The following is a 17,911-nucleotide window of genomic DNA, read 5'->3' on the forward strand; positions in this document are numbered from 1 at the left end:
CCCCCCCCACTGGACTTTCTGCCGCCAGGACAGGAGTCGTCAGCCACAGTGCGACAGCCCAGGACAGGCCGGCATACCAGGCACGGCGAGGCATTCTTGCTGCTGTATAGTTCATAAGGTTTCTCCATTTCCACATAGTATCCATTTTCGATACCAGTAATCATTTTCTGTTTGCCATTATATCAAATACAGCCCAATCCTTCTACTCCATTCGGACATAAAATAATCCATTCAGACATTTATTTTTAAAAAAGGGGCTGTGACAAAATGAGCAATCATTTTATCACAACCCCTTCTACTTATTCAATATCTATGAAAGTTACAGTACAGCTGTCATATTTCCTAAAACCGCAGCATGGATTTCAGAAAATTCTGCGTCCTCTCATTTTGCGGATGTTCAAATATCTGGTCCGGTGTACCTTCCTCCTGAACGATACCATCGGCCATAAAAAGGATCCGATCTGCTACTTCTCTGGCAAAAGCCATTTCATGCGTTACAATAATCATGGTCATATCTTCATCGGCCAGCTGTTTAATCGTCCGCAGCACCTCTCCTGTCAGTTCCGGGTCCAGTGCCGACGTCGGTTCATCAAAAAGCATAATATCGGGGTTCATGGCCAGAGCACGGGCAATCGCTACCCGTTGCTGCTGACCGCCGGAAAGACGGGATGGATATTCATCCCGTTTATCCCACAGGCCTACTTTTTTCAGTAAAGCCTCGGCTGTCGGCATGATTTCGTTTGTTTTCATTCCTTTGACAATACGCGGCGCTTCCAGGATATTATCCAGAACCGTCATGTGCGGAAACAAATTAAAATGCTGAAAACACATTCCCATACGCCGGCAAATAGCGCGCACGTGAGACGGCGACGCATATACGGATCGCCCGTCGCCCGCCGGCTGACTGACCATAGCGTCTCCATCTACGGTGATGGACCCTTTATCGATTGTTTCCAGTTGGCATAAACAGCGCAGAAAGGTACTCTTGCCGCTGCCGGACGGCCCGATGATAGAGACGACTTCACCTGCATCCATATGCAGGGAAACATCCTTCAATACTTCCAGACTGCCAAAGTTTTTTCTGATATGATCCATTTCAACAAAGCTCATCACTATGCGTCCTCCTTACTCATCATACACAGCATACCGTTTTTCAAGATAACTGAATATTTTGGTCAGTATAAATGTGAAGAACAGATAGAATACGGCTGCAACGATAAAGGCCGTCGTGTCAAAATCACGCTGTACAATAGACCGCGTAATGCGGAGGATGTCATTCATCGCCAGAATATAGACCAATGAGGTGTCCTTGAGCAGATTGATCGTTTCGTTAGCAACAGGCGGCAGCACACGCTTGACGACCTGAGGCAATACAATCCGCCGCATCGTCTGGATATACGTCATTCCCAGTACTTTAGCCCCTTCATATTGCCCGCGGTCTATCGATTGGATCCCGCCGCGGAAAATTTCGGCAAAATAAGCCGCATAGTTAAATACAAATGCAATCAGAGCCGCAGGAAAATCAGGAAGCCGCAGACCCTGAATAATAAAGGGCAGTCCGTAATAGATAAATAAAATTTGAAGCATCAGGGGCGTTCCGCGCATAACATAGATGTATGCTCCCATAAACTTGCGCAGCGGCATAATTTTCGATATCCGTCCCAGTGCCATCAAAATCCCCAGCGGCAGGCTCAATATGATAGTAACAATAAAAATTTTCAGTGTAACCTGCAAACCGGCAGCCACTGCCGGCACAATATTCAATAAATACTCCATAATCGCTCCTGTATATACGTTAAGAGCAACCGCCAATACTTCAAAAAATGAGGGCCTCCGCCCTCATTTTTCGTATTGATCAGTCTACCTTAACGGTAATATCTTCACCAAACCATTTTTGAGATAGCTTGCTCATAGTGCCATCCTGACTCATTTGTTTCAGGACTTCATTCAGCTTCTGCTGAAGCAGCGTATCTTCCTTCCGCATACCGACACCAAATTTTTCGTCGCCCATCTTGTCATCGATGACTTTAAATTTTCCCGGCTTTTTACTCATGTAATACCGTCCCACAACGCTGTCTACCAGTATCCCGTCTGTGCGGCCCAATTCCAGATCCATAAAGGCAGCTACGAAATCACCGTATTTTTTTACGTCCTGAAGAGACTTTTTAAAATCAGCATTTTTTTCCAGTGCATCAATGGAACTGCTGCCTTCCTGCGTGCCGATGATTTTTCCTGCCAGCCCCGCCCTATCCGTAATCGGTGAATCTGCACGAACGACAAGTATTTGGGCATTGTTCATATATGGCTTAGAAAAGGCAATTTGTTTTTCCCGGTCTTCCGTAATCGTAAGGCCATTCCAAAGCATATCGACCTGCTTGCTCTTCAGTGCCGCTTCTTTACTATCCCAATCAATCGGCTTGAATTCGACAGGGATTCCCAGACGCTGCGAGGCTTCCTTTGCCAAATCGATATCAAAACCAACAAGTTCACCGCTGTCGTCCCGAAACCCCATTGGCGGAAAGTTATCGTCCAGCCCGATTACGATTTTCTCCGGCAGCTTTTGCTCCGCTGTTTTTTCCTGGCTGCCGCAGCCAGCCATCAGTACTGCCACAGCCGTCATTACCGCCGCTCCGGCAAGCATTGCTTTTTTTATTTTCATAGTGTATTCCTCCTACATGGAAATATCCATCCCAAACCATTTTTCTGAAATGTTCTTGGAGGTACCGTCATTATGCATGTCTTCCAAGACTTTATCCAGTTTTGCCTTCAGTGCTGTATCCTCTTTGCGCATCCCCACCCCGCTGGGAATATCTGGATATCCTACATCAATAATGCGGAATTTCGCATTATTCTTTTTCATAAAATACGCTGCTGTCGTTTTTGCTACGACCACGGCATCAATCCGCCCGACCTCCAAATCCATGAAGGAGGTCACATTATCCGAATATTGTTTGAGCTCCTTCATGGAATCCCGCAGTTCTGGTTCGGCATTGATCGCTTCCAGCCCAGTACTTCCCTGCTGTGTCCCTACGATTTTTCCTGCCAGATCCGCTTTGCCCTGAATTGGAGAATCAGCGCGAACCAGCAATATCTGCGGTCCATTTTCATAGGGCCGTGAAAAGAGAATATTTTTTTCACGTTCCGGGGTAATCGATAAGCCATTCCAGATAGCGTCGATTTTTTTGCTCTGCAGCTCCGTTTCCTTGCTGTCCCAGTCGATTGGTTTAAATTCTACTTCTATTCCCAGCCGTTTAGCCGCTTCCTTTGCCATATCAATATCAAAACCGACGAGCGCACCACTTTCATCATGGAATCCAAAAGGCGGGAAGTTATCATCCAGCCCAATGACAATCTTATCCTGTTCAGCCCCTGCACCGTCAGCTGTTTTCTTTTCTCCGCCGCAGCCCGCAGCAAAGCTGACCACCATCGCCGCTGCCAGTCCGGCCGCCGCATATTTTTTCCATTCCATGACGCATCTCCCCTTATATTCATATCCCGTATATAACCTAGTACAGACATTATTTTACTTTATTTAATTAAAATAATAAAGTGTTTTGAGATCAAAGAACTGTCATATAAGCGTATAAATTCGCATTATTTCTCTCATTATCTTTTATATTCTTCTTTTTTCATTTCTTTTTATATCAGCCAGCGTATTCATCCTCATCATTTTTTTCCTGTTCCGATTTGATTCTGTCAATAATACGCTGTTTATTTTTCTTTGATAAAAACTGCAAATGAACGGGAAGAATAGCGATACCTCCGTCTTCCGCATGCCCCAGTTCTATTTCTTGCCAGGTATCAGAAATGAGAAATATCTCCTTATACGGCAAAAAAACAAGATTCCGGTCTTCATGAAACTGATCATTATAAAATTCGGAAAGAGACATAAACTGCCGCCTTACGATAATTCCCTTAGCTGCAGCGTAGCAAATAATATCCCTCTGCCGATGAATCCGCCACAGGCAAAAAAATAGCACGGCAATATTATCAAGACGTCCGGCAAAGGTGCTCTCGCTCAGCATCGTCCAGAAAAAATACATGCCAACGAACATAAACACAAGCTGCATAAACAGTGAAACCCATTTTGAATTTTCATATTCCGCTTCTATTTCGCCGCAGGAAAATCGCATCTTCAGTTCTTCGTTCGTCATAGCATATCCTTTCTGCTGTTTTGTTCTGCCTGACATAATACAAAAAGAAAAAGCGGGAACTCCTCCGAGTCCCCCGCCCGCTTACCGATCAACGATCCTTTTTACTTGTTTTGGGCGCGGTCCTGATGACGACGTTCCGGCCGTCTTTGACAACTTCCAAGGAAAGGTCTCCCACGCCGTCTTTATAATACGCCATTTTGATATCAAGTAATACGGAGCCAACCTTTTCTTGCAGGTCGTCTGTAAAAAATTGCCTGCGAAAATCGGAAGCTGTCTGTTTTTTAGCTGTCTTGGATGCAGCCGGCCGAGGGCGGACTTCTTCATCCGACCAATCTGCCGTTTCAAATGTAACTTCTTCCTTTACACCCTTAAACATATCCTCCAGCGATCTATTTTTTGGAATTTTATTTTTTGCCATGATATCCCCCTTTTTGATTCCCGCCAAAACAGCTGCGCCGCATTTATACCGGCGCTTTATTTACTCGTATCATCCATTTTATCTGATGCTTCACGCATACTGTTTAACGTGATTTTCGAGAAATCCTCGGGTGTCTGATAGGTGGCTATTTTCCGGAACCCTTTTTTCAGGCGGCCGCGATATGCCGCGATGACCTTACCGTCTCCGTTGACTTCGGCGATGAATATTTCCTGTCCGTCAATCCCTACCAGCCGGAATTTGCCGCCCGGCGAAATTTCCCGCCAGGTGCCGGACGCCCCATCCACCATATAGACTACGCCTGTACGCAGGTTGTCATAGAAAAATACGTCTTGATCGTAAAATACGGCAATCCGCCCGATATTTTCAGCCTGCACGTGAATACGCCGCGTATCATAATTGGCATCCGTGCGGTAAATACGGTATTTATTATCATCAACCTCTAGCTTCATATAAACAACATTAGTTGCTGTCGAATACGCAACGTCGACAATTTTACTATCACGCGGAGCATCTTCAATCGGCGTATCCAATTCGTGATCTGGATTGAGGGGATTGTATTGGGCAATATGCACCTGGTATTTACCTGTTTTTTCATTTTTACCATACGTCGCCAAAATAGCCAGATCTCTATCCGGCAGCCATTCAAAAAAAGATACTTTTTGGCCCTGCAGATGAATTCGCTGGGGCTCGCCTTTTTTTCCAGCTTCATAAATAGACACATTGTCATCTACGATCATTGCCATAAACCGTTTATCAAATGAATAATACGTCTGTCCATTAGGTTCAACGCCAAAGCCCATGGCTTCCTGCTGATTGGTACCGCCGATTTGAAAATCTGACGCCGGCGCAAAGAGAACATTATCTAAATAGATATATACAGCCGCCTGAATGCCTATACCGATAATAAATGTCAAGAGAACTTTTCGAGCCTTCATACATTCCTCCTATTTGACGATGAATGCCGTCGGAATCATTCGTTCCCCCAGCAGATCTGCCGGTTTATTGACGACTTCTCCATTGAGATACAGCGTTGAACTGGAGCCTCCATCCAAATTAGCGGCAATATTAGCTCCTTCTTCATACATGATATTTTGAAGATCACGCAGTGTCGCCCCTACAGAATATCCGGGCTGCCGCCCGTCAATAACCAAAAACAAAACCGTTCCATCCTTGCGCTGCCCAATGGCCGTACGAGGGCCTACGCCCCAACCGCCGTCACCGTTGGTAATCATTTTTTCTCCATTAACGATAAGCGCCGGACCAAAAGTAATGCCTTCCTGTATCCCCATGGATATGAGCTCGCCCTTGCTGTAATTACCGGCAATCAAATTTCCTTCTTTATTGAAACCGATAAATTCATTGACCTCTTCATCAGATGAGTCCTTCCCTAAAAGGAACTTGCCATCGTGAATGATAAATCCATATGGACTTCGTCCTGTCCCCGTTCCATTGGCATCATAAAAACCTCCGGCATTAATTGCCGCGACAGCCTTATTCCGCTGTGCAATACCGCTTGTCGTATCTCCTTTTTCGTCCATATTCGCCGCCGTCGCTACTTGTACACGCTTGGGATCCGGAATTTCCAGCAAAAAGCCTTTGAAACGGCTTGATTCAATATGCTTCAAATTCAAGGACGAATCCGTACGAACGGTAAATTTGAATAATTCCTGCTTAGGTGCCGTACTGATGCCCCCCAGTATCTTATCCATTTCTTCCTGACTGAAAAGCCACGTAATAAACTGGGGATGCCTGCTTTTCAGAATTGCTCCCACCACGGTACGCTTGATATTATCAAAAGGGCCGAACAATACGATAAACGGCGATGTCAATCCAAAAAACAAGAGCAATACGATTAAAAATTTTCCAATATCTTTGAAATGTTTCCTCATACATTACCTCGGGAAAAAGAGTATTTACACCACGTTATCGTTGTGCGTACTGTTCTGTCGTGACGCGTTGTTCGAAGTTTCCAATATCGACAGCATTGCCAATCCAGATACGTTTGACAGCATATGGATTATCACCCTGTTTAGCCCAGCCCGGATTCATGGTAAAAGCCATTTTAATACCAAATTTTTTCATAGCCGCTTCGGCTGCCGCATTGTCGCCGCCGTACGGATAACAGAAAAATTCATTTGTAATTCCCAGCTGCTGCTTCAATTCGTCCTGACTCTTCTGCAGCTCATCCTGCAAAGTCGTGCCGGTCATCTCGGTAAGCCGTTCGTGATGATATCCATGTGAGGCAATATCCATGCCGGAAGCCTGCATTTCTTTGATCTGAGCCCAGGTAAGCCGAGTCCCTTGATCCGCATCATACGCAGGAATAAACACGGTGCATTTAAATCCATATTCCTTCATGACCGGCATGACAATCGAATACGTATCCGGATAGCCGTCATCAAAAGTTAATACTACCGGCCGCACCGGCACAGGCTTCCCATGCGCCATATACTCATATAATTGCTGCAACGAAATCGGATGAAACCCCTTGTCTTTTAAGAACTTCATCTGTTCCCGAAAATGAGATTCAAGCAAAACAGCATCGTTATCCGGGACATCACCGACCATATGATACATAAGCACCGGTATTCCTTTTTTCGGCACAGCCATTTCCACTTGCGCCTGCGGTTCAGCAGCAGGTGCTTTCTCCGCAGCCGTTTCTTTTTCGCTCGTCCCGCAGCCTGCTAAAAAGACGCAGCAAAACAGGACCATACAGGCCAGTTTCCAGATACGCAAAATAAAAAAGCCCCCTTTATTGGATTTTCTTATCATTTTATCTATTTTACAGGATTTTGACCATATATGCAAATACCGGTCAAAATTTCCCCGTCCCTTCCCGAACAGGAACAACTGGCAGGTCCTGATATTGGCCAGACAAAAATAGCCTTATATAGTGTTCCGCATCATTATGTACCTGTTGGTCAGCTTCTACAGAATGAAAGCTGACATTCGGCGTCAGCAGAAATTCCGGCCGGGCAATCATTTTAAGAAGCATCGGACTAGGATGCTCCATGGACAATACGTCCAGCGCGGCACTGCGGATATGTCCATCATCAACTGCATGATACAGGGAAGCTTCGTCTACCAGGCCGCCGCGGCAGCAATTGACAAAGATTGCTCCTTTTTTCATTTGTTCGAACTGTTCATCCTGAAATATGTACTTTGTTGTTTCATCAAGCGGCATGTGCAGAGATACGACGTCACTTGTTTGGAGAAGTTTATCGAAATCAACGGGTCTGACACGATGTTCCATCATGACTTTTTCGCTCACAAACGGATCGTACGCCTGGATTTTACATCCGAAAGCCTGCAGTCGGAACGCTACGGCACGTCCTACATGTCCAAAGCCGACAAGACCGATGAGGTTATCACTCACGCGGTGAATCGGCCAGGAAATAGTTCCGTATTCCCAGCGGCTGTTACTGCGGATATCGCTCTGATATTCCGGCAGCTGACGGATAAGTGCCAGAATCATGGCACACGTATGATCAGCAATATCATCGACACAATAGGATGTGTTGTTGACAACCAGAATACCTTTTTTACTGGCAGCTTCCAAGTCCACGTTTTCCGAACGCGTCGATAAAATAACAATAAGCTTCAAATCATCCAGCCGGTCGATAAGCGAACTTGTTAATTTCTCAGATTTACAGATAATAACGTCTGTATCTTTCATGCGGTCGGCCATAATGTCTTCGTTCATTGACGAACAATATTCAACGCGTGCCATATCACGCAGCCGCTCTCCAAAATCATCCTCGTCCTGCCGACCTGTTAAAACACTTATGTGGTACATATCACAGCCCCTTTTCTTTGCTAAAAATTTTCTTCTCTCAGACATAGGCATACAATTAATTATATAACACATATTTCCGCAATTAGCAAGAGAATGCCCGCAGGTTGTCATGTTCCTCATTATTTTTTTATCCTGTATATGAAAATAAATCCGGCATGCCTGCCGCCAAAATAAATCGGATTTGGGTGCCGTCCACAACGTACCGCACTGCTGCTCAAAAGGAAAAAGTCTCCTTTCGGCCGACAGTATTATATGCCGTTCAAAAGGAGACTTTGATAAAAACAGCCTTAGTGATTAATGCATTTCATTGTCAAAACCCACGGTCTCCGTGACGCTTTCACGATTATGTAAGTGGCTGTGTTTATATCCGTAAAAACCATAAATAAACAGGCCGATAAAGAGCCATGAGAAAAAGAGCATATGCGTATAAATCGAAAGATTATAGAACAAATATGCACAAAACAGAATACCCAGCGGTGCCAGCACCGGAAGCGCCGGACACCGGAAAGGACGGTGCAGATCCGGGTAAGTTTTCCGAAGAACCAACACACCGCTGACGGCGCAGAAAAATGCAAACAACGTCCCGGCGCTGGTCATTTCAGCAATAATATCAATAGGCGTAAAGCCGGCCAGCAAGGATACCACAAACCCTACGATATAGGTGACCTTCACAGGTACACCGGATTTTTCATCAATGTCCGAAAATACTGCTGGCAGCAACCCATCGCGGCTCATGGCATAAAATGCCCGTGTTTGAGAATACATAAGCACCATGACAACCGTAGTCAGACCGCATAACGCGCCCGTTCCCACAAGAGCGGATCCAAAATTATACCCGATGGCCCGCAGTACAAAGGTAACCGGTTCCGCGTTATTAAGCGTATAATAAGGCACAACTCCGGTAAGCACCGCACAGACCGCCACATATAATACAGTACATAAGAGCAGCGATAAAACAATGCCGATCGGCATATCCCGTGCCGGATTTTTTGTTTCTTCCGCTGCTGTTGCCACACAGTCAAAACCTATATAAGCAAAGAAAATAATAGCTGCCCCAGCGGAGACACCATTCCATCCAAACGGCAGAAAAGGGGTATAATTCATCGTGTCGATTTTAGGTCCTGCCAGAAACAAAAACGTAAAAATAACCACAATCTTAATCAGCACAAGCACCCGGTTGACACGCGCACTCTCCCGCATGCCTAAAAGCAGACAGCCCGTAATAACCCATACAATGACCATGGATGGCAGATTGACAATACCGCCTTCCACCGGCGAGTGCAGAAATATTTCTGGAATCAGAATCCCTCCCGATTTCAGAAGCCCGGCAAAATACGCTCCCCATCCGACAGAAACAGCCGCACTCCCTATCGTATATTCCATGACCAGACCCCAGCCGACAATCCATGCAAAAATTTCTCCCAGCGACCCATAGGTATAGGTATATCCGCTGCCGGCAACCGGCAGCTCCGATGCCAGTTCAGAATAGGCTAATGCGACAAATACACACGTAATCCCAGCCAGGACAAAGGAGAGCATGACTCCGGGGCCGGCATATCGTGCGGCAACCACGCCCGTCAATACAAAAATCCCCGTACCTATCGTCACTCCCAGTCCCATGACAGTAATATCCAGCGCGGTCAACGTCTTTTTCAGCTTGCTTTTTTCCATGTTTTTTAAATAATCACTAATGGGTTTTCTCCGAAATATGCTCATAATACAACTCCTTTACATACTGACGCACACTGACTTTATTAATCAGTAACTATGTACAGACACCTCCCCAGAGTCCGTACAGAAATAGTCAGACAGCTTATCTGCCCCATTTCTTTTCAGAGTCCCCCAATTTGCATCGTAACAACATTTTGTTTTATTAATAGAGAGCTAGATCCTCCTTTGGTGTGCCGTGCGTTTACATTCTCCGTATTTTAATGTCGTTTCTGATAATCAAATTCTCATTCACGTCATTATATCACCTTTTATAAACAAAGTATATACTTCTTTTTTCAATATTTTATTTCGTTATATTTTATTGTGTTTTATCCTTTTTCCTAAAAAAAGGAAGTCTCTTAAACTTTAAAAAAACCTTGTGGTGACAATAAAAAAAGAAGGATGCCCTCATCTTCCTTTCCAAAGATCTGATCCATTATGAATCAGATCTCCGGAAAAAAGTATAGAACCTTCCTTCTTTTTCGATTATTTTTTTTGGCGGAAAGGGTGGGATTCGAACCCACGGTACCTTGCGGTATCACTAGTTTTCAAGACTAGCTCCTTAAACCACTCGGACACCTTTCCACAACATTGCTATTATAGCAGACGGACCTTGTTTTCGTCAAGAAAAGGAATCTGCATTTTTAAAATACTGCCCAGCGTACAATCATATATCGCTTAGAACGAAGTGTACCCAGCACGGTTTTTCTGCTGAAAACGTCTACCCCTGCCGCTCCCGCTTATGAGAAAAATGCGGTGAATCTCCCCACTGCCCCAATCCCACCGTATCACCAACGGAGGCTACGCGGGCACTAAGACAGTCTTTGCATTGTTCCGGCCGTTCATCCACACAGGGCTTATTATCATATAACAAATACTGAGAGCGAAATTTGGGTACTGTAACAATAGGCATGAGAACGTTAGCACCTGCCTTTAGTCCCAGTTCTCGTCCCAAAGGATGGAGCGCCTGGAGGGCCGTTGTCGACGCGATATTGACATCCGGCAGAAAAATCCGGGTCACCGCAATCATTTTCAGCCCCAGCTGCAGACGGCGCAGCTTCTCTTGATCCGAATCCAGCCCCCGGAGCATGACATCTACACCAACCGGTGTATGATGATGCACAACATAAGGACCCATTCCAATCATGTCGATATCCATATCCCGGTAAAACAAAATATCATCGGCTAGATCAGCGGCAGTTTGCCCCGGCAGCCCTATCATATCTCCGGTTCCTACCTGATAGCCAACCGCCCGCAATGCATCCAGGCATTGCTTGCGAACAGCCCAGCGGTGATGCCCATCCTGCGGGTGCAGCGTGGCATACAGGCTGGGATTACTCGTTTCAATGCGCAGTAAATAACGATGTGCTCCGGCGGCAAACCAGCGTCGGTATGTGTCCTCTGTCTGTTCGCCTACGCAGAGCGTGATCCCCAGCTTCCCGCCGCTCAGCTGTTTGATATCCCGCACCAACGCTTCTATATACTCAATAAATTCCCTATCCTGCCGTTCTCCCGACTGCAGCGTCAGCGACCCGTAATGGTTATCATAGGACCACCTTGCCATTGCCAGAATATCGTCCCGGGCGGTGTCGAAGCGTTCCACTTCTTCATTATCTCTGCGAATACCGCAATACCGGCAGTTTTTGATGCACCGGTTGGAAAACTCGATGAGACCGCGGTAATACACGACACGGCCCACATTTGCTGCTTTTACAGCATAGGCCGCATCGTAAAGTGCCTGCAGCTCGTCGGGATCGGTAATACAAAGCAGCGCGATCAAGTCATTTCTATCCAGTTCTTTTTTATGTAATATATCTGCCAACACCATCGCGGTCTGTCCTTTCTTTTATACTCAATATATATTGATCATAATATGATTTGGCTTTTTTTGCAAGAAAAGAGGCCGTATCCTCTGAAAAACACATTTCGGATACGACCCGGATCATTATATATTGTTTAGTTTTCATTTGCCCAATGAATTTTTTGAAACACCAGAAAAACCAGGCTCAATACCATGGCAACCACGGTAGCCAGCCCCATTCCCTTGAGCTGTACCGGTCCCAGCACAATGGTAGCTCCGCTCAGGCCGGAAATCATTGTCACAGCCGTGAGGATAAGGTTTTTAGAACGTGTATAGTCCACTTTCTTTTCGACCAGCATGCGAAACCCTGAAGCCGCAATAAAGCCAAATAAGAGAATGCAGACACCTCCCATGACAGGCGTTGGAATCCCATGAATTAACGCAGCAATTTTACCGACAAAGGAAAATATAATGGCAAAAACAGCGGCACCGCCAATAACCCAGGTGCTGTATACGCCAGTAATAGCCATAACGCCCATATTTTCACCGTACGTCGTATTAGGGGTAGAACCGACAAAGCCAGAAATAACGTTGGACAACCCGTCAGCAAACAGCGAGCGATGCAAACCCGGATCCTTAATCAAATTACGTCCCACAATATCACTGGTAACAAACAAATGGCCCAGATGTTCTGCAAAAACAACAAACAGAGCCGGCATGATCATCATAATCGCACTGATATTAAACTCTGGTTTGTAAAAGGTGGGAACTGCAAGCCACGGAGTTTCCTGTACATGCGTCAAATCTACGACTCCCATGATATAGGATAGAATATATCCTGATACGACACCGATCAAAATCGGGATAATTCCAATAAAACCGCGCCCCAGAATGGTCGCCAAAATGGTCACAACCAACGTAAAAGTAGATATAATGACAGCCGTTTCATTTGGCATTCCCTGCGCATCACCGATATAGCCGGACATACTCATCGCCAGCGGAGCTAATTCCAAACCAATAATCGCGACGATAGATCCCATAGCCGCCGGCGGAAACAAAACATCAATCCATTGGGTGCCCAATTTATCGACAATAACTGCCAAAATCATGAAAGAAATCCCAAAAACAATAAATCCTCCCTGGGCATCGCCGTACGACATACCCGGGGTGGCACATACGGCCAGAACCGGAGAAATAAAAGCAAAGCTCGAGCCCAAATAAGCTGGCAGTCGCCATTTACAAATAGTCAGATACAGCAGCGTTCCGACACCATTCATAAATAAAGCCGTCGCCGGATCGACATGAAGCAAAAACGGAACGAGAACCGTCGAACCAAACATGGCAAATAGATGCTGCAGGCTCAAGGGTATAGTGGGTAATAAAGGCAGTCGTTCTTCTACATGGATAATTCTTCTCTGTTCCATTGCAAACCTCCGATAGATCAAATTTACGATAAGGGGAACCGGCTTCGTGTTTCTTCCTTCATGGATCGCACCTGCGGCGGCGGGCCCATGATAGATTGATGCAGCATTTCTTTATAATTGCACCTGCAAATATTCAGAAGCAACGCCGCGGCCATCATATTGACAATCAAGGATGTACCGCCATAGCTGATAAAAGGAAGTGGCACCCCGACAACCGGAAGCAGGCCGCTGACCATTCCGATATTGATAAATCCCTGTCCGCCAAAATACAGGGTAATCCCTAACGCAGTAAACATGCCGAATTTATTACGGCAGTTCCAGGCCGTCACTGCGCCAAAATAAATAATAACGCAAAACAATACCAGCATAAGCACAGTTCCCCGCAAGCCCCATTCCTGAGCTAAAATCGCAAAAGCAAAGTCCGTATGTGCTTCAGGCAGGTAACTGAATTTACTGATCCCTTCGCCTACTCCCTGTCCCATAATACCGCCGGAACCGATTGCGATCAAACTTTGTATGGTCTGATATCCCAGTGTCTTTTCATACGACCATGGATCCAGCCAGGCAATAATGCGATCCCGCCGGTAGGGTGCGGACATAACACTGAGAACTGCGACAACTGCCATCAGCAAAATAGGTATTTTTACTTTAGAAACATGGGCACCGCTGACAATAAGCATAACAACAGGAATAATAAAAATGACAATCGCCGTGCCGGCATCCGGCTGAATTCCTACCAGTAAGGCCATCAGTCCCGGTGCCCACAGCGTCACATGCGGCAAAAAGGGCAGTTGCTTCAGCCAAGATGCATTTTTATCCCGGCTCAGCCGATGAAAAAATTCAATTTTTTTATGGCGTTCCAGACACGGCGCTAAATACGCCGCCGTATATAGTATCCCGGTTAATTTAGCCAGTTCCGAGGGCTGAAAGGTAAAGCCGGCCACACCGACCCATCGTCTGGCCCCATTGACGACGACTCCGGCAGCCAAAACGGCAATAAGCAAAATGACTGTAAAAATCACCAGCTTCATAACATGCTTTTTCCAAAAGGTGTACTCGCATTTATAGATTAGCATACCGGGAATCAGGCCGACGAGAAACAAGCCTGCCTGCCGTATTAAATGGCTGTACGCATTGCCCGTCGCTCCATCAGCCACGAAGGTAGAGCTGAATACATTGGCCGTTCCAATGGCAATGAGAAAGGCAAACGCTGTCAACAGCGCCCAGTAGGTCTTGCGCATTTCTTTAGTCTTGTCGTTCATGAGCCATTCCCCCTGCAGGACGGGCTGCCGCACAGTGAAAAATAGGCTGTCCCTTGGCACTGAATTTAGCCTCATACTCTGTCATAGCTTCATTGGCAACATCACTGTGGTGGAGGTCATAGGTCACATCGGAAATATCCCACTGACGCTCCTCCAGTTCTTCCAGGGTAAAGTCAAACAAGCCGGCGTTATCGGATTTGAAATCAATGCGGCCGCCTTCAGCCAGAAGCACGGCGTATCGGTCCAGAAAATTCCGGTACGTCAGGCGCCGTTTGGCATGGCGTTTTTTAGGCCAGGGATCGCAGAAATTGATAAAAAACCGGTTCACCTCAGCAGGCGCGAAAATATCCTCCAGCCGTCCCACGTCAAAGCGCAGGAGATGAACATTGTTTAAACTCCGTTCGGCACATTTCTTACCCGCATAATACAGGACGCCGATCTGAATCTCTATGCCGATAAAATTGACGCCGCCATGGATTTCCGCCATCTGGGAAATAAAATTCCCCTTACCGGTGCCCAATTCCACCCACAAGGGAGCGTTGGGATTGGCAAAAAGACTGTGCCATTTTCCTTTACAGGCCTCGCAGCCCGTCAAATGGACGAAAGAATCGTATTCTCTAATCGCCTCGTCAATCCAAGGTTTTCTCCGTAACCGCATGGTGTACCTCCTTCTGCCTTCTAAAAAATAAGCTGATTCCCTGCGAAATCAGCCTGTGACACTTGTATTATTATAGAAAATATGCGGGAACGTGTCAATGTACTCCGGATTTGAAAATTCATAAAAAATCGCCTACAATACTATATATTACTATTTAATGAAAGCACAGGTGATACAGATGAAAATAACCGGCATTTCAATCGGCAAGCTTATCATTCCTTTAAAGCGTCCTTTCAAGACAGCGCTGCGTCAGGTAACCACGGCAGAAGATATCGTCATAAAAGTTCATACTGACGAAGGAATCACCGGCTTGGGCAGTGCACCGGCAACAGTAGTCATTACCGGCGACAGCCATAAGTCCGCAGCCGAAGCTATCCAAAACACTATCCTTCCGGCCATTATCGGCATGGACATCGATCATCGCGAAACGATCCTCCAACGCATCCAAATGTCAATGGTACACAATACATCAGCCAAAGCCGCAGTGGATATAGCTGTCCACGACTTGTTCGGCAAGCACTACGGCTTGCCATTATACCGTTTTTTCGGAGGTAAGAGTCAGTGCATTCCTTCTGATCTGACTATCAGCATCAACGAGCCAAATGAAATGGCCGCAGATGCCCGCTGTGCCATCGACGCAGGGTACCATTGTCTCAAACTTAAAGTCGGCATAGACGCCACCCGGGACCTGACCCGCATCCGGGCCGTCCGTCAAGCCGTGGGTCCTCGTGTTGCCCTGCGTCTCGATGCCAACCAGGGTTGGTCTGCCAAAGAGGCCGTGCGCACGATTCGGACATTAGAAGACGCAGGCCTTGATATTGAACTCATCGAACAACCTGTATCGGCTTATGACCTGGATGGCTTAAAATGGGTAACCGATCATGTTACGACAGCGATCATGGCCGACGAATCGGCATTTAGCCCGCACGATGTCTTCCGACTGGTATCCATGCGGGCCTGCGATCTCATCAACATCAAGCTCATGAAAGCCGGCGGCCTCGGCCCAGCTGCACAAATCGCCGCACTGGCTGCCGCGTCCGGCATCGAATGCATGATGGGCTGCATGCTGGAAAGTAAAATTGGCATCACCGCTGCCGCCAGCCTGTCAGCGGGAGTATCTGTCATCACGAAAAACGACCTGGACGCTGCCGACCTCATGACCGGCGATCCCATTTCCGGCGGTATTTGTTATGAAAAAGATACTCTCATCCTCCCCAATGCGCCGGGGCTTGGCATCACCGACGTAAAAGGATGGCAGGAAATCCTTTAAAATAATTTTCTCTGGAGACAGCACGCCATGGCCTATACGGTCTTTTTTTACAGAAATAAGGAAATGGCACAGTACCCCAACAGCATAGACATGATCGTATTGGTCATCCTGGCGTGCCGGCTGAACAAAAAGGTAAACATGGAACCGAACAGAGCCCAGCCTAATGTAAATACGAAACCAATAAAGGCCAACAGCATGGCAAAGAAAAAAAGCGACTCCCATTGACCTTGATAATAGGGTAAGATATATGCTTCCATCGAAACGATACCATAAATATAGATTTTGGGATTGATAAACTGCAGTACCAGACCTGACCCAAAACCATGACCCGAACTATCCGCTTCTGTGAGAGAAGAACATTGAAAAGTTTTCCATGACAGCCACAATAAATACGCCGCACCGGCAATCAACATTGGCAGTTCCACTGCCGGAAGCAGTGACGAGAGGGTATTGCAGAAAAACGTGCATACAATCATAACGAGTGAAAAGCCTGCCCAAATCCCCAAATTAAAGGGAAAAGAATTGCGAAACCCAAAGCGGGCTGCATTAGACAAAGACATCAGATTATTCGGCCCCGGCGTGACGGCTGTGACAATAGCGTAGGATAAAAAAAGCCACCAATTAAACATCATATTGACCTCCCTATCTAGCAATGATAAAATAGACTAATAATACAATATATTGTATTATTAGTCTATTTTATTGTCAATGGGAGGAGTTATGCAATTACAAAACCGTATTGCCAAGAATGTTAAAACTATCCGGGAAAATAAAAAACTTACCTTAGACGCAGCCGCTAAGCAGACAGAAGTATCCCGCAGCATGCTTGCGCAAATTGAAAAAGGCGAGGTCAATCCGACAATTTCCGTACTCTGGAAAATTGCCAACGGCTACAAGGTATCCTTTACATCTCTTGTAGAAAATCACAATCAAGAGCCGCTCATCATTCGGGCAGAAGACGTTGCTCCCTTAGTAGAAGACGATGGCAAATACATCAACTATCCAGCATTTCCATTTCAGGAAGACAAGCTTTTCGAGACCTACCGCATTCAAATCGAGCCGCATGGTTTCTTGTCTGCCCGCCCCCACATGGCCGGCACGGAAGAATACATAACGGTTTTCTCAGGTCGAGTCGAAATCATTACGGCAGAAAAGACGTTTCAACTTGGCGAGGGCGATTCTCTGCGTTTTTTTGCCGACGCTCCGCACTCGTACCAAAACATTGATTCGGCGACGGCATACCTGAGCATGTTGATTTATTACACTAAAAATCAATAAGCTCAACCCACCTGCAGGAACAGCATTTCTTAGGCAATCGAATCCTATCCCATGCGTTAATGCGCAGTACTTGCATTATCTGATCACTGCCCATGCCGGGCGCACCACACAAAAAAAGA

The 17,911-nt window shown here is 46.2% G+C and carries 18 protein-coding genes and 1 tRNA gene; 2 read left to right on the forward strand and 17 right to left on the reverse strand.

Annotated elements, in window-relative coordinates; all coding sequences use genetic code 11:
• Positions 1–342 precede the first annotated feature (342 nt).
• The 16 genes from AB840_RS03240 to trmB form a co-directional block, all read right to left on the reverse strand.
• Positions 343–1,110, reverse strand: a complete 768-nt coding sequence (locus tag AB840_RS03240) for an amino acid ABC transporter ATP-binding protein (protein WP_048513402.1) — start codon at positions 1,108–1,110, stop codon at positions 343–345.
• Between the two features lie 15 nt (positions 1,111–1,125).
• The gene (locus tag AB840_RS03245) at positions 1,126–1,776 is read right to left on the reverse strand and encodes an amino acid ABC transporter permease (protein ID WP_048513403.1); all 651 of its coding nucleotides are present in this window, start codon (positions 1,774–1,776) and stop codon (positions 1,126–1,128) included.
• A gap of 79 nt (positions 1,777–1,855) precedes the next feature.
• Positions 1,856–2,659, reverse strand: coding sequence for an amino acid ABC transporter substrate-binding protein (locus tag AB840_RS03250; protein ID WP_048513404.1), 804 nt, complete (start codon positions 2,657–2,659; stop codon positions 1,856–1,858).
• Between the two features lie 12 nt (positions 2,660–2,671).
• A complete protein-coding gene (locus tag AB840_RS03255; protein WP_048513405.1) occupies positions 2,672–3,469 on the reverse strand; it encodes an amino acid ABC transporter substrate-binding protein in 798 nt (265 codons plus the stop codon).
• Positions 3,470–3,644: 175 nt separating this feature from the next.
• The gene (locus AB840_RS03260) at positions 3,645–4,154 is read right to left on the reverse strand and encodes a hypothetical protein (protein WP_048513479.1); all 510 of its coding nucleotides are present in this window, start codon (positions 4,152–4,154) and stop codon (positions 3,645–3,647) included.
• 88 nt (positions 4,155–4,242) lie between these two features.
• On the reverse strand, positions 4,243–4,572 hold the full coding sequence (locus AB840_RS03265; RefSeq protein ID WP_048513406.1) for a hypothetical protein: 330 nt from the start codon (positions 4,570–4,572) through the stop codon (positions 4,243–4,245).
• 56 nt (positions 4,573–4,628) lie between these two features.
• On the reverse strand, positions 4,629–5,528 hold the full coding sequence (locus AB840_RS03270; protein ID WP_048513407.1) for a hypothetical protein: 900 nt from the start codon (positions 5,526–5,528) through the stop codon (positions 4,629–4,631).
• A gap of 9 nt (positions 5,529–5,537) precedes the next feature.
• Positions 5,538–6,482, reverse strand: coding sequence for a phosphodiester glycosidase family protein (locus tag AB840_RS03275; protein WP_048513408.1), 945 nt, complete (start codon positions 6,480–6,482; stop codon positions 5,538–5,540).
• Between the two features lie 34 nt (positions 6,483–6,516).
• Positions 6,517–7,329 (reverse strand): polysaccharide deacetylase family protein, encoded by an 813-nt coding sequence (locus tag AB840_RS03280; RefSeq protein WP_048513480.1) that lies wholly within the window; start codon positions 7,327–7,329, stop codon positions 6,517–6,519.
• Between the two features lie 79 nt (positions 7,330–7,408).
• Entirely contained in the window at positions 7,409–8,389 is a 981-nt protein-coding gene (locus AB840_RS03285) for a C-terminal binding protein (RefSeq protein WP_048513481.1), read from the reverse strand.
• A gap of 294 nt (positions 8,390–8,683) precedes the next feature.
• Positions 8,684–10,105 carry an amino acid permease gene (locus AB840_RS03290; RefSeq protein ID WP_048513409.1) on the reverse strand — a complete coding sequence of 474 codons (1,422 nt, stop codon included), beginning with the start codon at positions 10,103–10,105 and terminating at the stop codon, positions 8,684–8,686.
• Positions 10,106–10,595: 490 nt separating this feature from the next.
• Positions 10,596–10,684: transfer RNA gene (locus AB840_RS03295), tRNA-Ser, on the reverse strand.
• Between the two features lie 136 nt (positions 10,685–10,820).
• Positions 10,821–11,927, reverse strand: a complete 1,107-nt coding sequence (gene hydE / locus AB840_RS03300; RefSeq protein ID WP_048513410.1) for a [FeFe] hydrogenase H-cluster radical SAM maturase HydE — start codon at positions 11,925–11,927, stop codon at positions 10,821–10,823.
• Between the two features lie 128 nt (positions 11,928–12,055).
• On the reverse strand, positions 12,056–13,324 hold the full coding sequence (uraA, locus tag AB840_RS03305; protein WP_048513411.1) for a uracil permease: 1,269 nt from the start codon (positions 13,322–13,324) through the stop codon (positions 12,056–12,058).
• 23 nt (positions 13,325–13,347) lie between these two features.
• Entirely contained in the window at positions 13,348–14,586 is a 1,239-nt protein-coding gene (locus tag AB840_RS03310) for an FtsW/RodA/SpoVE family cell cycle protein (RefSeq protein WP_048513412.1), read from the reverse strand.
• Positions 14,570–15,244: a tRNA (guanosine(46)-N7)-methyltransferase TrmB gene (trmB, locus tag AB840_RS03315; protein WP_048513413.1), complete on the reverse strand. Its 675-nt coding sequence runs from the start codon at positions 15,242–15,244 to the stop codon at positions 14,570–14,572. The genes AB840_RS03310 and trmB overlap by 17 nt, the downstream gene beginning before the upstream one ends.
• A gap of 178 nt (positions 15,245–15,422) precedes the next feature.
• Between trmB and AB840_RS03320 the strand changes: the two genes are divergently transcribed.
• Positions 15,423–16,514: a mandelate racemase/muconate lactonizing enzyme family protein gene (locus AB840_RS03320; RefSeq protein WP_048513414.1), complete on the forward strand. Its 1,092-nt coding sequence runs from the start codon at positions 15,423–15,425 to the stop codon at positions 16,512–16,514.
• A 47-nt stretch (positions 16,515–16,561) separates the two neighbouring features.
• Here AB840_RS03320 and AB840_RS03325 read toward each other — a convergent pair whose 3' ends face one another.
• Positions 16,562–17,146 (reverse strand): LysE family transporter, encoded by a 585-nt coding sequence (locus tag AB840_RS03325; protein WP_200809888.1) that lies wholly within the window; start codon positions 17,144–17,146, stop codon positions 16,562–16,564.
• Positions 17,147–17,234: 88 nt separating this feature from the next.
• Here AB840_RS03325 and AB840_RS03330 point away from each other — a divergent pair, with 88 nt between their 5' ends.
• On the forward strand, positions 17,235–17,792 hold the full coding sequence (locus AB840_RS03330) for a helix-turn-helix domain-containing protein (protein ID WP_048513416.1): 558 nt from the start codon (positions 17,235–17,237) through the stop codon (positions 17,790–17,792).
• Positions 17,793–17,911 lie beyond the last annotated feature (119 nt).

The organism is Megasphaera cerevisiae DSM 20462, assembly GCF_001045675.1.
GTDB classification, from domain to species: Bacteria; Bacillota; Negativicutes; order Veillonellales; family Megasphaeraceae; genus Megasphaera; species Megasphaera cerevisiae.